The sequence below is a fragment of the Aminobacter sp. Y103A genome, from assembly GCF_030294925.1.
Classification (GTDB): domain Bacteria; phylum Pseudomonadota; class Alphaproteobacteria; order Rhizobiales; family Rhizobiaceae; genus Aminobacter; species Aminobacter ciceronei.
Genome location: NZ_AP017986.1, coordinates 2449055 through 2463882, shown reverse-complemented (window position 1 = coordinate 2463882; position 14828 = coordinate 2449055). Strand labels below are relative to the sequence as shown.

Sequence of the window (14828 nt, the reverse complement as noted above, 5' to 3'; positions counted from 1 at the left end):
AACCCTACGGCGACTTGCCGCCCACAGCTCCTGCAGGGGATCGTCACAAGCTCGCCGAAGCTGCCGGCCAAGAGACTTTGAAGTGCACTCCGCTTCATGGCTGCGTCACAGCCCCGCCGAGTATTCGACATCGGCATGAACGCCGCTCACAGCCTCCTTGACCTTCTGCCCGACGATCGATGCGACCTGACTGGCCACGGCCTCGAGACTCGTCACGCCGTGCAGGTGAATGCCGCCCAGGTTAAGATTGACGTTCGGGCGCGCCGGCGGATTAGTGATCGTTACTTCGCCGCCGGCAACTCTCACGGGTGGCGTGCCAAGGATAGAAACCTCGCTTTGGCCCTTCCCTACAGGCGCGGTCAGGTCGCGCCACAACTGTCCGAAGCTGAACGGAACGGGTTCGTTCATTGGCATAACCGGCGTGCCGCCCTGCCGCCCCAGCACTGTCTTGTTGTATTGGTTATGAGCGTCAGGCATCCGTTCAGGATGGATCATCTTCGGATCCGCTGGCGGCAAATCAGCAAACGCTCTGGCGGTGACTTCTGCGGCCATGATGTAGGGCGAGGCGCGTCCAAGTAGGCTCATGAAGCCTAGTAGTTTGCCTCCGGCTTTAGATACCAGGCCTGGCATGTTGCTCTGCGCGCCCGAGGCAACCAGATCCTTTGAGCCGCGAAACAACTCGGCAATCCAGCCCCCAGCGGCGGCGGCCGAACCACCCTTGGCGATGCCGCCGCCGCCCGAGCCAACGGCCAACCCGCCCAGGCGACCGATGCCCTTGAGGATGCCCCATGCCGTAGATGCGCCCGACAGGAACAACATGGCGCGCGCCAACTTCGTGACGGAGGAGGCGAATAGGCCGAGGCCGAACGCCGCCAACATCAGCTTGCCGCCGTGACCGGCCATTTCGCCGACGAACTGCGCAATGGGATTTTCTGCCACTGCCGAGCTAAACTCACGGACCGCGGCCCCATACTCTTTGAAGCGCATGAAGATGTAGCCGAGGTCGTCAGCGGCCTTGGCGCCGTCCGGGGCACCGAGCATCAGTTTGCCGATGTCATTGACCAGGTCACGTATGCCGCCGTTGTAGCCGAGCCCTTGGGCAAAGCCCTGCGCTGCCTTGGCCACCTGGTCGAAGATAGTCGCCCGCTCGCCCAGCGTCGCCATCACGTCAAGGATGCCGGCCATGCCCTGGTTGATGGCAGGAAGCATCTTGTCGCCAAGGCCGATGCCGATGGCCGCGACATTGTTCTTCAGCCGTTCCCAGGTGTTGGCCGTCGTCTCGGCCCGCTTGCGATACTCATCGAACGCCGAGCCAGCATACTTCGCTGCATCGCCGGTTTCCGTCAGCAAGCGCCGCAGTTCGGCAGAGTCTCGGAATAGCGGCGCAAGCGCACGCGCTTCGTCCCCGAACAGCGCGCCCGCAATCGATATCTGCTGGTACTCCGGCAGTTTCTTGATGCGATCGAGCACGTCGAGCGTTGTCTTGACCGCATTCTTTTGCATGCCCTTGGCGGTCTTGGTCGCGTCCAGCCCCAGCAGCTTCAGCGCACCGCGCTGCGCCTTCGTGGCTCGCTCGCCCATGGTCAGGGATTTCGCCATGTTGCGGAACGAGGTTGCCGCCACCTCCGGCTCGAAACCGGAGCCGATCATGGCGCCGCCGAAGGCCAGCGCCTGCTCGGCCGAGAAGCCTGCCGTTTCGGCGAACGCCGCGACGCGGTTGGTGTACTCAAGCAGGTCAGGCGAGTTCGCGGCCGAGACGTTGCCGACATGGTTGATCGCATCGGCGAGCGAAATCGTGCCCTTCACGTCGCGGGCCAGCGCTGTCTTGATCTTGGCGAGCGCTTCCCCGGTTGCGTCGACAGGCGTCTCCCATGCCGTGGCGACCTTGGCGGTTGCCTCGGCAAAGCTCTTCAGCTCCTCATTGGCTATGCCGGACTGGCCAGCGGCTGCGTAGATCTGTGCGAAGCCGTCGGCCGCGATCGGGATATCCTTCGACAGGGCAATGATGTCACGGCGCATGTTGGCGAACTGGTCGTCGGTCCCGTCGATCACCTTCTTCACATCGGCGAAGGACGATTCGAAAGACGACGCTGCGCCGACGGTGCCGCGGAACCCCTCGCGAACCCCGAAGACGCCGGCGCCGAACAGGGCAAGATTGCGCACGACGCCCGCGACCGGGACCGCCATCGCAGCCTGAGACTGACGAAAGCCATCGCCGGCGGCGCGCAACTGCCGCATCGTGCCGAGGATCCCTCGCGCCGGCCGCGTCACGCCGTCCATGAGGTCGACTATGAGCTTACTGGTGAGAATGGCCATGGTTACGTTACCTCTGATCCTGTCGTGCAGTGCGGCTGACAACCGCCCCTCTCTCTGACAACCCTGACAACCCAACTTCTCGCACGGTGTGACTGGAAAGGACCCGGGCGCTTCTCTGCCCGTAGGTAGCCAGGTTGCCCAAACGGTCCCTAGACCGGGGGCCCCTTACTCTGCCCTCAACCACCTCGCGATACCTTTGCGATAGTTTTGCGGGAGTTTTGCGATAGTCTATCAATGGCTTTCTCTATTACTTTCAGACACTTATGGAGCTTCAACACCAGTTGCGACAGTTTGGCTAACCCCAATAGTTGGAGTTTTGTTTCTCGTAGTTTTTTCTCTTACGTATGGGGCGCGATAAACTGGTGCAAACTGTCGCAACACATTGATTTTACGATGTATTTCGCATTTTCCGGACTATCGCGGGGTATCGCAAACTGTCGCAAACTCCCGCAGAAAAAACGTAACAAAATCAATGCAGGGGATTACGGCGTGCGTTCCTGAGGAAAAGTGGGGTGCGGGGATCTGGTCGAGACGCAAAGCCCATAGGCAACAGTGCGGCCCTTGAACTTGACCACAGGCAAGCAAGTCATGCACCGGCCAAACATCGTCATTGAGAGCGGAACGCTTTCCGATTGTTCAGCCCATCGCCGATAGGCCGAGTATAGATCGGACGCGGCGACACGTGAGGCCGGATCAATCCGGCAAGCAGCCTCTACGAAACTCGACACCTGAGACACCAGAGCCCTATCGGGGGTTCCGGGGTTTCGACCGACGACAGGCATGCCAAGCTCTGCCCACAACTGCCTTGCAGCTTTGCGCCCGAACAAGCGCGCAGCCGCCTCAATGACGCGCGCACGCCCAACGGCCGAGGCCCAGTAATCCGCATCAGAACCGGCGAGCGCCTCGCCTAGGTCAATCGGATTTACGGTTTGCAATCCTTGGCTAAGCTGTTGATTTTCCATGATGCCATTTTCCCTAGGTTTGGGAAAAAACGACAGAAAATCAATGATATGGCAGGGCCTCTGACTCCGTTAGTCCTGGTTCGAATCCAGGTTCCCCAGCCAAATTTTCTCTAAAAGCCTTTAGCCCCTGAATTCATTCCAGTACTGCCGGACCCCGTTTTGGTTGCTCACCAAAGCCTAATACCAATCCTCCCCCTTTATCTCCATCAGCATCTTGGGGGGCACTCCGCTGAGCCCGGCGACACGAGGCTTACACGGCTTTGCTGGAGGAATGCCCCGCCAGGCGCTTGTCTCACCCTGCACGCCATGGAGCGGCACCTTCCTTCCGCATAGTCAGCAGGCGGCCGTCTCGGCTGCTGGCAACTTCGCAGCCATGTACTTCGTGGCGCAGATTGCCTTCTGAGTGAGCTGATCTGGTTATGCCCGCGTGGACATCGTCCAACCCGCCTGGAACGCGACAGCATGTCTACTTCAAAGGAGATGTAGAGAGCCGAGAACGCCTAAGTTTGGTAAGTTGCAATCCGTGGCAAATACAATTTTGATCAAGCAATCTGGGATTATGTCGGCAGGTTCAAACGCTAAGCTGGCGTCCGCTGCCGGGTTCGGGCTGGGGGAGCGATGTTCGGTTGGATTCGGAAGGCAAATGCCGTCAACGTGGCGACAGAAGCTTGCGTGCAACTGGTACGACTGAAGGAAATGGATGGCGGCATCCCGCCGGGGTTTTGGCGTGACCCCTATGTACTTGGATATTTTGGCGGGATGATCCGGGTGCTGGCTGCGTTCAGCTCCAACAGTAAACTCGCCGGCGAAGATTTGGGGAGAGTGATCACGAGCACGCTGGCGAAGCTGACGGGAGCTCGCGGCAGGGAGGTCGTACAGAATTACCTGACGGCGACGAGGGAGATGGACGACGATTTTAAGCTGGGCGTGCTCCACGCACAGAAGGTCATGATGATCCTGTACGGATCAAACCATTTCGACGATGATGCCGACGTCATCATCGCGAAACATGCATCAAAGTACATGGCGGATGCCGGTGCGATCGTCGGTGTAAAGCTGAGCGAGCAGGGGCAGATATCGAGCTATCTGACGCGGAAATACTTCCTCGACGGAGTCAAGCAACGGCTAGGCGCGACCTGAAGAGTTCAGCCGGTTGCCTATGATGCACCCTGCTGTGATCGGCTGTCTGTCGGCACCGAAGCGAGGCGATGCAATGCATTGGAGAGGCGATTGCCCGCCTGGCTGGCCCTGCCCCACGCCCGGCGCACCGCCCTCGTCCTGCTCCCGCACCTCACCGCGCGCGCAGCACGCTCGGCAGGATGCCAAAATGTTCCTTGAAGCTTTTCGAGAAGTAGGACGCCGAATCGAAGCCGCAGGCGACGGCGACGTCGGTTACCGACATCTCGGTCATTTCGATGAGCTGCCGGGCGCGGCGGAGCTTGAGTCTGAGATAATGCTGTCGCGGCGTGGTCGACAGATGGCGCTCGAACAGGCGTTCGATCTGGCGCCTGGACAATGACACCTCGCGGGCGATGTCCTCAAGCGACAGCGGGTCCTCGATGTTCCGCTCCATCAGCTGCAGGATGCGCGACAGCTTCTTGCCGCCGCTGCCGAAACGCAAGCCGGGCAGCAGCGACTGGGCGCTCGCCCCGTCGCGCCAGCGGTCGGCGGCGAGATGCTGGCAGATGGTGCGCACCAGCTCGACGTCGCCATGCTGCCCCACCAGATCCATCGCCAGGTCGAAGCCGGCAAACGCGCCGGCGCAGGTGACGATGGAGCCGTCGCGGACAAACAGTGCATCGTCGATGGCAAGGCCGTAAAAGGTCTCGTACAGCGCCGCCATCTTGCCCCAGTGGATGGTGCAGCGGGCCTCGTCGAGCAGCCCGGCGTCGGCGAGCAGCCAGGTCGCGGTGCCCAAGGCATAGATCGGCACGGCGGCGCGGTGGATGCGGCGCAGGAAACTGAGCAGTTCGCAGGTAGCGTGCTGCTCGACGCCCTCGCCGGCGCAGACCAGCACGGCTGTGTGGCGGCACACGGTGACCGCCGCCTCCTCGGCAAAGATATTGCCCGCCACCGCCAGCGCCATGCCGCTGGCGCAGACCACCTGACAGCCGTCGAGGCTTGCCAGGTGCCAGTGGAACAGCTCCCTGCCCGACAATGAATTGGCGAGCCTGAGCGGCTCGATCATCGATGCCAGGCAGAGCTGCGAGAAACCGGGCAGGAGCAGGATCTGGAAGCTCGACACCTCGGATGCCGTGGACGCGCCGGGGGAGAGAGCCCGTGCGGCGCGCGGCCGGGCTTGCGGATCAAACGATGCGGGCCTGTGAGCGATGTTCACGTGCCTCTCCTCCCGATGTCGTTATGTCAGCCTTTCGAGCGGCGGATTTCGATGAACGGCAAGGAGACAACGGTGGCGGTGACCCGCCCGATGGCCGCACCGTCGTCGTCCTTCAGCTCGACATCGACAACCGTGCCCGGTGACGACAGCTCGGCGGGCAGGAAAGCGAAGCTGATGGCGCGCTTCAGCGTCGGGCTGAAGGCAAGGCTCGAGGCGCGGCCCACCGGTTTGCCGGCGTGGGAGGTACCCTTGTGGAAGATGGGCATCGAGCCCCAATACACCCGGGACAGTGCGGTGCCGTAAGCGCTGTTTTCGGCAGCCGCGGTGACGATCGCGCTGGCGTCATAGTGCAACCCGACGAAGCGCCGCCCCGGCTCGGCCGCGGCCGCCTGAAGCGCCTGCTTGCCGACAAAATCGCTGCCGAAATCGATCAGCCGCCCGAGGCCGGCCTCGATCGGCGTGATGTTCAATTCGTCTGTGACGTCGACGCGCGCGGTGCGGGGATCGGGACCTGCGCCGTTATAATCGGCCGAGACCAGGATCAGGCCGGCCTCGATGCGGGCGACGTCAACGGCATATTCGCCGGCCGGCAAAACGCCAAATGGCTGGCCGACAGCCTTTAGCTCCCGCCACACCGCAGCCCCCGCTGCCCTCGGCACCCAGAGCTCGAAGCCGAGTTCGCCGGTGAAGCCCTGCCGGGCAACAAGAATGTCATGGCCGGCAATGACAGCGCGTCCGATCTGCGAAAATTTGAGACCGGACCAGTCGCGGCCGGTCGCCGCCTGCATCAGGTCGAAGGCGCGCGGCCCCTGCAAAGAGAGGATGCCATAGTCGTCGGAGGCGTTGCGGATCGTAACCTGCAGGCCGCCGGCCTGGCTGGCAAACCATGCGTGGCTTGTTTCACCCGAGACGATGAACCAGTCGTCCGCGAGGCGGAAAACCAGGCCGTCGCCGACCAGAAGGCCGTCGCGGTTGCACCATGGCGCATACATCACGTGGTCGACCGCGAGCCGCGTCATGTCGCGGGTCATCAGCCGGTCGACGAGGCGATGCGCGTCGGGGCCACGCAGCTCCATCTTGGGCAGCGGCGACATGTCGATCATGGCTACCGCGTTGCGGATCGCCGCCAGTTCCTGCGGCATGCTCGTATAGACGTCGGGGACGATGTATTTGTCCCACTGATACCACCAGGTGGTCCGCATCTCGGCGCTCGTCGCAGCATGGAACGGTGTGCCGTTGCCTGCCAGTTCAGCCTTGTCCTGCACTGTCTTTCTCCTCCTGACGTGAGTGTCTTGACTGTGCAGCCAGCGGGGCGCGGAGAGAATACCGCGCCAACGGCAATGCATATCCCTGATGAAAGCCGGGATGGAATTTATCCAACAGCGGCCTTACTCTGCTTTACCTGAACAAAGCAGAGGGTGTGCTGGCATGGACTCCATCGTCGACGTCGGCCACGGTTTCGCCTTCGGCGAGGCGACCTATTCCCGCGGCGGCGTCTATGGACCTTTGTCGAGGCAGTATGTCAGCCTGATCTTCGTCCATGAGGGGTTGATCAGGGTCACCTGCGACGACGAGAAAACGACCCTTGCCGGTGGGCAAGCCGCCTTCTTCAAGAATGACCGCCTGTTCCTGATCGAGATGGAACGCGACATCCTGCACCGGGTGGGATGGTGCGAAGGCGTGCCCGGCAAGATCTGGGCAAGCGGGCCCTCGCCGCTCGCCGGCGCCTCGCCTGTCGTCGCTCTGACCGAAAGACTGGCCGCTTTGCTGCGCATCGGCGTCGAGCTCGGCTTTTCCTCGAGCACCGGCCTCAACGACGTGCGCAATGCCGTTGGCTACGCGCTCTACACCGCCTTCTTCCATGAGGCGCGGCTCAGCGAACGCGACCGCTTCGTTCCCAGGCAGATCCTCAGGGTGAAGCGACACATGGATGAAAACATGGACAAGGACATCACAGGCGGCGCGCTCGCGGCCATCGCCAACCTGTCGCCGCAACAGCTGATCTCATCGTTCCGCAAGCACCTTGGCGTCACGCCGATGCGCTATCTCTGGCAGATGCGGGCCAATCGCGGCCGGGCCCTGCTGCTGCAAAGCGGCCTGTCGGTTTCCGAGATCGCCTATCAGTGCGGCTACAAGAACCCGTTTCATTTCTCGCGCCACATCAGGCAGAATTTTGCGATGACGCCGACCGAGATTCGCGCCAACAAGGGCTATCGCCCGCCGAGCGACGTGCTGGAAAACCCCGGCAATACCGCGTTTTGATCTCAATGACGAAACAGGCGACATGCCGGAAGCATGCCGCCTGTTGGAAATGGTACCGCAGTCGAGCCATGCGCCCGGTCATTCCCTGGCGTAGGGGATGCCCAGCCGCGCCGGCTGGCCCGAGCGGAAGCGCAGGCCCATCAACAGGCCGATCGAAGCGAGATAGGGCAGCGCGAGCAGCAGCTGGTGCGGAACCTGGGCGCCGACCACCTGCAGGTGAGTGGCGAGCGACTCCAGGAAAGCGAAGGCCGTCACCGCGATCAGAACGCCCCTTGGCCGCCAGTTGCCGGCGATGAGTGCTACGATGACGATCCAGCCGCGACCGGCGGTAAAATCGGCAAGGAAGCGGTCGGAAAAGCCGAGCATGAGGAAGCCGCCGCCCAGCCCGGTCATCGCACTGCCCAGCATGACGGCCAGATATTGCCGGGCCGAAACGCTGAGCCCCTTGATGTCGAGCGCCTTGGGATTTTCGCCGAGGCAGCGCAATTCGAGCCCATAGCGGCTGCGATAGAGCAGGAACCAGACCACCGGCACGACAAGCAAAGCGACATAGGTCAGCGCGCGCTGCGAAAACAGCACTGGACCGATGACGGGAATGTCCGACAGAAGCGGGATGTCGACGTCCTGGAAGCCCGAGAAGATCGGCTGCGCCCTGCCCTGGATGTAGCTCTGGAACCAGTAGAGGGTGAGCCCGCCGGCCAGAAGGTTGAGGCCGAGACCGGCGATGAAATGGTCGACACGCAGGGTTGCGGTCATGAAGGCGATGACCATGCCCATCACCGCACCGGCAAGGATTGCGGCAAGTACCGCCAGCCACAACGAGCCGGTCAAGGTGGCCACGAGATAGGCGGCAAAAGCCCCGGTCAGCATCGTGCCCTCGACGCCCATGTTCCAGATGCCGGCACGCTGGGTGATCAGCTCGCCCATCGCCGAAAACAGCAGCGGCGTCATGATGCGGATTGTCGAGGCGAGAATGCTGATGATGATCGCTTCCTGGAACAGCTGGCTCATTGCACGGCAACCTTCATGACGATGCGATAACGCGCCAGGACACCGGCGCAGAGGAAGAAGAACAGGGTGATGCCTTGCATCGCCGGCACCAGCGAGGCCGGTACGTCGCCGAGCACCCGCATGTAGACGGCGCCGCTCGCCAGGCCGCCGAAGAACAGCCCGGCAAAGACGGTGCCTATCGGGCTCAGGCCACCGATCATGCCGACGATGATGCCGGCATAACCAAGACCGATGAGATTGTCGGCGCGCAGGCGGTGAGAGACGCCAAACAGCTCGATGGCACCGGCAAGGGCGGCAAGGGCTGCACTCGCCATCATGATCACCGTGACCGTGCGGGCGATGTCGACGCCCTTGTGGCGCAGTGCCTCGGGATTGTAGCCGAGGCCGCGGATCTCGTACCCCAGCGGTGTGCGCGACATGACGAGTGCGCAGATGGCGGCGGCGAGGAAGGGCAAAAGCACGCCGGCATGCAGGCGGCTGCTGCCGAACAGCGCCGGCAGGAAGGCTTCATCGGGCAGCATCGGCGACTGGTGGTAGGCGATGGTGCCGCCCGTCTCGCCCCAGGGGCCGCCCTGCAGCAGCCAGGACAGCAGGTAGATGACGAGATAGTTGAGCATGACCGTCGAGATGATCTCGTTGACGGCAAAGCGGTTGCGCAGCACCGCAGCGATCCAGCCGAGCCCCATGCCGGCCGCCATGCCAAGTGCGAGCACGCCGGGGAAAAACAGGAGCGGCGGCAGGCCGGCAAGCAATTGCGCGCCGAGATAGCCGCCCATCGCCCCGGCAAAGACCTGCCCTTCCTGGCCGATGCTCCAGATCTGGGCGCGGAAGGCGATGACAGTCGCAAGGCCGGTCAGGATCAGCGGTGTGGCCTTGACCAGCGTCGTTGCCAGCGCCTTGGGCGAGCCGACCGAGCCCTGCAGCAAGGCGCCGAAGACCTCGGCCACATTGGCGCCCGTCGAAGCGATCAGGATGGCCGACACCGCGAGACCCGCGACAACGGCCATGATGAAGGTAGCGAGCGTCCAGAGCGCGTTCGCCTCCATCCTGCGTTCGAAGGCGATCATGCCGACACCCTTTCCTTGCTGGCCGCGGTTTCCCCACGGCGGCCGGCCATCATGACGCCGACTTCGGCAATCGTTACCGTCCTGGGGTCGACGATGCCCATGATCTCGCCCTTGAACATCACCGCGATGCGGTCGGCGAGGCTGAACAGATCGCTGAGCTCTTCGGAGGCCAGCACGATGGCAAAACCCTCGGCGCGCTTCTTCAGGAGCTGCGTCTGCACATATTCGATGACACCGACATCGAGGCCGCGCGTCGGCTGGTTGGCGAGCACCAGGCCCGAGGCATGCAGGAACTCGCGGGCGATGATGATCTTCTGGGCGTTGCCGCCCGACAGCTTGCCGGCCGCAACCTGTTCGTCGCGGGTGGCAATCTGATATTCGCCGATCATCTCGCGGGCGAGGCCGGCGATCGCCTTGTCATCCATCAGCGGGCCGTTGCGGTATTTCGGGCTGCGCTGCCAGCCGAGCACAACATTTTCGGCGACGCTGAACTCGGGAACCAGGCCCTCGCGGAAGCGGTCGTCGGGAATGTGGCCGACGCCGCGGTCCATCATCGCCCGCGGCGACATGCCGGCCACCTCCTCGCCCTTGAAGATGATCGAACCGGCGGCTGGCCTGCGCACGCCGCAGAGCACCTCGAACAGTTCCTTCTGGCCGTTGCCGGCAACACCGGCAATGCCGAGAATCTCATGCTGCGCCACCGAGAAGGAGACGTCCTTCAGCACCGCATCGCCCCAGAAGCCGCGCGCCGACAGGCCCTCAACGGCGAGGATGGTTTCGCCGGGAGCCAGTTCGGGCTTGGTGACAGTGAAGGAGACGTCGCGGCCGACCATCAGCCTGGCCAGCTCGTCGGGCGTGGTGGCGGGCGTGTCGAGCGTCGCCACCACCCTGCCCTTGCGCAGCACCGTCACCCGGTCCGACTGCATCACCTCGACCAGCTTGTGGGTGATCAGGATGATCGACATGCCGCGGGCGCACATTTTGCGGACGATGTCGAACAGCACCTTCGACTCGCCCGGCGTCAGCACCGCCGTGGGTTCGTCGAGGATCAGGATCTGCGCATCGAGGTAAAGCGCCTTGAGGATCTCGACCCATTGCTGGCGCCCGACAGGCAGCTCCCAGACATGGGCGTCGAGGTCGAGATCGATGCCGTAGCCGTCGCAGATGCCCCTCAGCTTCTGGCGCGCCTCGGCGGCGTTCAGCCGCCAGCCCGAGCGCTGCGTGCCGACGATGATGTTTTCGAGCACGGTGAATTCGGGAACGAGCACGAAATGCTGGTGCACCATGCCGATGCCGTGACGGATGGCGTCCATCGGCGAGGCAATCTGCACAGGCTGATCGCGCAGCAGGATCTCGCCCTTGTCGGGCCGATAGAAGCCGAAGATGCAGGACGAAAGCGTCGACTTGCCGGCGCCGTTCTCACCGAACAGGCAATGGATCTCGCCGCGGCGAAGATCGAAGTCGACATTGTCGTTGGCGGTGACCCCGGCGAACCGCTTGGTCAGGCCTTCGACACGCAAGGCAGTGGACATGAGAGGTACCCAATTTCGAGTGAGCGAAGGCCGCGGCAGGCTAAGGCGCCCGTCGCGGCCGGGCTTTCAACAGGGAATTACTTGGCCTTCGGATCAGAGACGTCGACAGGCACCTCGAAACTGCCGGCCATGATCTTGGCCTTGAGCTCGTCGATTTCCGTCTGGACCGCGGCGGGCACATTGCCCTGCAGCTCGGCATTGGGCACCACTGCCGAGCCGCCGTCCTTCATCGCGAACCAGCGCTTGTCGGTGTTGCCCTGATAAGGCTTTCCTTCCGCCTTGTGCGCCCACCATTCGTCGACGATCCAGCTGACATCGGGATCCCACTGCGCCACGGCGCTGGACAGCACGGTCGACGGCGAGAACGACTTCTGATCCTGGAAATTGCCGAAGCAGAGGATCTTGGCTTCTTCGCACGGCTTGAAATTGCCGGTGAGCTGGAAGATCAGGTCGGCGCCTGTGGCGATCTGCGCCTTGGTGTATTCGCCTGCCTTGGCCGGGTCGTACCAGGATTCGATGAAGGCGACGGTGCGCTCGACGGCTGGGTTTGCCGCCTTGGCGCCGGCGAAGAAGGCATTGATCTCGTCATTGACGTCATCCGCCGGGAAGGTTCCGACGGCACCCAGCTTGTTTGACTTGGTCAGCTTTCCAGCTGCAAACCCAAGCAGATAGGCCGGCTCGTGGACACGCTTGTAGACCCAGTACTGATTGCCGCCGAGCCCTTCATTGCCCGAGCCGACGACGACGAAGAGGATGTCGGGAAACTCCTCGCGCAGCTTCTTGACCTGGTCGGAATAGGTGCTGTGGGCCCAGATGACGTCATATTCGCCGCTTTCGGCAAAAAGCCGCATGGCATCGCCGGCGTCGTCGCCCCAGAGCGGATCGGTGTATTTCCAGCTGATCTCGAGGCCGTGCGGCTTGGCCGCCTTTGCGCGTTCAAGCGCCTCGATCAAGGTGCCGTCCCAGGCGCTCTCGATGCCGGCCGACAGGATGACGGCGATGTTGAGCTTGTCGGGGTCGGCTGCCACTGAGCGCTCGGGACTGCCTGTCATGGCTGATATGGCAAGCAGCGCCAAGACCGCCAGCCTTCTGGCGAGATGTTTGAACATAGGATCGTACCTTTCCCTCTGGTGTTATTGTCCGGGTTCTGTCCCGTCTGTTCTTGTTGGTTGGGCCGCCTCCTCCTCGAGCCGGCCTGGTCTCAATTGGTGACGTGCGCCTCCTCCGGCTCGGCCATCAACAAGTCGATATCCCTGGTCCACTCGGCACGCCAATCGCGCCTGGTGCTGTCGTCGAGCCAGGCCGCGTCGAGTGAATTCAGCGCCAGCGCGGCAAGGCTCGCCCGGTCGAGCGACATGGTTTCGGCAAGCAGCCGGTATTCCTTGGCAAGGTCGGTCTGCAGCATGGGCGGGTCGTCGGTATCGACCACCAGCTTGAGACCGGCATCGAGCATGGTGCGGATCGGGTGGTCGGCGGCGGTAAGGTCGCGCCAATGTGTGAGGATGACTGTCGAGCTCGGGCAGACGGTGAAGGCGATGTCCTCGGCGATGCAGCGCGCGACGAGATCGGGATCTTCCATGACGCGGTAGCCATGGTCGATGCGCTCGACGCCGAGCAGGTCGAGCGCGTCACGCACATTGGCCGCAGGGCCGCCCTCGCCGGCATGGGCGGTCAGCCGCATGCCCGCCTGCTTCGCCTTGTCGTAGACCGGTTTGAACGGCGCCGGCGGAAACGGCTCCTCGTCATAGTCGAGGCCGATGCCGATGACCTTGTCGGAGCGGAACGGCAAAATCAGCTCGAGGAATTCGAGGCTGCGATCGAGGCTCAGCTCGCGATTGATCGCCGGAATGAGCCGCGACACCAGGCCGAAGTCGCGCTCGGCGTCGTCCATCGCCTGGAGGATGCCGGAAAACATGGTCTGGTAGCTGATGCCGGCATCCTGATGCACCTGCGGGCTGAAGAAGAATTCGGTGTAGCGGCCGCCGGCTTTGGCGACATGTTCCAGCGCCTCATAGGCAATCAGGTGGAAATCGTCTGCGTCGACGACGGAGCGCGCGACGAGATCATAGACTTCGAGGAAATCGACAAGATTGTCGTAGCGGTAGAGGTCCTCGACCTCGTCGAAATCAGGCAGCGCGACATTGTTCTTGCGCGCCAGCTTGAGGAAGGTCCGGGCGTTGACCGCACCGGCGAGATGCAAATGAAGCTCCGCCTTGGGCAAGTTTCGCACGAATTGTTCCAGTTGCATCATCTTTTCCTCGGTGGCTTTTCCTTTTCGGGCCAACAGCCCTCGCGCTTCGCTGCCTGGTCGACATTCAGTGCCGCATCGAAAACACCCTTCCGGCCTAGAGATCGAGGATCAGCTCGGCGCTCAGGGCGCGCGAGCAGCACAGCGTCATGTGGTCGGCACGCTGCCTGTCGGTCAGAACGAGATCGCGATGGTCGGGCTCGCCCGAAACCACCCGCGTCACGCAGGTGCCGCAGATGCCCTGTTCACACGACACCGGAATGTCGATGCCGTTGTCGGCCAGCACCTCGACGATGCTTCGCCCCGGCGCGACGTCGAAGCTGCGGCCGGTGCTCGCCAGCGTGATCCTGAACGGCTGGTCGGATTGCGCCTTTGGTGCAGCGTTGGCGAAATACTCGCGATGCACGGCATCCGCCGGCCAGCCTGGCTTGGCCCTGGAGACCACGGCGTCGAGAAACCCCGATGGACCGCAGGCGTAGAGATGCGCACCCGCAGGCCGATAGGCCAACAACCTGTCCAGGCTCAGCCGCTGCACCTCGGGGCCATCGTCGAGATGGAACCTGACCTTACCGGCAAAAGGCGAGGCCTCGATCTCATCGCGAAAGGCGAGCCGATCGGCGCTGCGGGCGCAATAATGGAACTCGAAATCCCGCCCCAGCGACGATAGCCGATAAGCCATGGCCAGGATCGGCGTGACGCCGATGCCGCCGGCCAGCAGCAGCGAAAACGGCGCCGTTTCATCGAGCTCGAAGGCGTTGCGCGGCCTGCTCGTGTCGATAAGGTCGCCGACGTTCAGCCTGTCGTGGACATAGGCCGAACCGCCGCGACCACCCGGCTCGCGCAGCACGCCGATCGCATAGCGGTGACGCTCGCGCGGATCGTTGCGAAGCGAATATTGACGCGTGAAGCCACCGGGCAGGAACAGATCGATGTGAGACCCTGCCGTAAAGGCCGGCAGGGGCGCGCCATCGGAGGCCGTGAGATCGATTGCGACGATGCCCTCGGCAGAAGTCCGCTTGCGCGCGATCTTAAGCTTCAGCCTGGTGTCGGCCGGCGCTGCTGATGTAAGCCCGTTTCTTGGAAACGCCATGG

11 protein-coding genes are annotated in these 14828 nt (G+C 63.0%); 2 read left to right on the top strand and 9 right to left on the bottom strand.

The genetic code is table 11. The features are described from left to right. Nucleotides 1–105 precede the first annotated feature (105 nt). The gene (locus Amn_RS11945; RefSeq protein ID WP_286297237.1) at nt 106–2229 is read right to left on the bottom strand and encodes a phage tail tape measure protein; all 2124 of its coding nucleotides are present in this window, start codon (nt 2227–2229) and stop codon (nt 106–108) included. 1667 nt (nt 2230–3896) lie between these two features. Here Amn_RS11945 and Amn_RS11940 point away from each other — a divergent pair. After that, nucleotides 3897–4418 (top strand): hypothetical protein, encoded by a 522-nt coding sequence (locus Amn_RS11940; protein ID WP_154385593.1) that lies wholly within the window; start codon nt 3897–3899, stop codon nt 4416–4418. Nucleotides 4419–4569: 151 nt separating this feature from the next. Here the strand turns inward: Amn_RS11940 and Amn_RS11935 are convergent, their stop codons facing one another. Both Amn_RS11935 and Amn_RS11930 read right to left on the bottom strand, forming a co-directional pair. Beyond that, the gene (locus Amn_RS11935) at nt 4570–5616 is read right to left on the bottom strand and encodes a GlxA family transcriptional regulator (protein ID WP_286297235.1); all 1047 of its coding nucleotides are present in this window, start codon (nt 5614–5616) and stop codon (nt 4570–4572) included. Between the two features lie 26 nt (nt 5617–5642). Then, a complete protein-coding gene (locus Amn_RS11930) occupies nt 5643–6881 on the bottom strand; it encodes an aminomethyl transferase family protein (RefSeq protein ID WP_286297233.1) in 1239 nt (412 codons plus the stop codon). Nucleotides 6882–7044: 163 nt separating this feature from the next. Between Amn_RS11930 and Amn_RS11925 the strand changes: the two genes are divergently transcribed. Next, entirely contained in the window at nt 7045–7878 is an 834-nt protein-coding gene (locus Amn_RS11925; RefSeq protein ID WP_286297230.1) for a helix-turn-helix domain-containing protein, read from the top strand. Between the two features lie 78 nt (nt 7879–7956). On the opposite strand, the gene Amn_RS11920 is transcribed toward Amn_RS11925, so the two are convergent. From Amn_RS11920 to Amn_RS11895, 6 genes are all read right to left on the bottom strand, one after another. Beyond that, complete coding sequence (locus tag Amn_RS11920; protein ID WP_286297229.1) at nt 7957–8889, bottom strand: ABC transporter permease; 933 nt, start codon at nt 8887–8889, stop codon at nt 7957–7959. After that, the gene (locus Amn_RS11915) at nt 8886–9956 is read right to left on the bottom strand and encodes an ABC transporter permease (protein ID WP_286297226.1); all 1071 of its coding nucleotides are present in this window, start codon (nt 9954–9956) and stop codon (nt 8886–8888) included. Before Amn_RS11915 ends, Amn_RS11920 begins: the two co-directional genes overlap by 4 nt. After that, nucleotides 9953–11488 (bottom strand): ABC transporter ATP-binding protein, encoded by a 1536-nt coding sequence (locus tag Amn_RS11910; RefSeq protein WP_286297224.1) that lies wholly within the window; start codon nt 11486–11488, stop codon nt 9953–9955. The genes Amn_RS11915 and Amn_RS11910 overlap by 4 nt, the downstream gene beginning before the upstream one ends. Nucleotides 11489–11565: 77 nt before the next feature. Next, a complete protein-coding gene (locus tag Amn_RS11905; protein ID WP_286297221.1) occupies nt 11566–12597 on the bottom strand; it encodes a BMP family lipoprotein in 1032 nt (343 codons plus the stop codon). A gap of 92 nt (nt 12598–12689) precedes the next feature. Next, nucleotides 12690–13736: an adenosine deaminase gene (gene add / locus Amn_RS11900; protein WP_286297218.1), complete on the bottom strand. Its 1047-nt coding sequence runs from the start codon at nt 13734–13736 to the stop codon at nt 12690–12692. A gap of 97 nt (nt 13737–13833) precedes the next feature. Beyond that, complete coding sequence (locus Amn_RS11895) at nt 13834–14826, bottom strand: PDR/VanB family oxidoreductase (protein ID WP_286297217.1); 993 nt, start codon at nt 14824–14826, stop codon at nt 13834–13836. Nucleotides 14827–14828 lie beyond the last annotated feature (2 nt).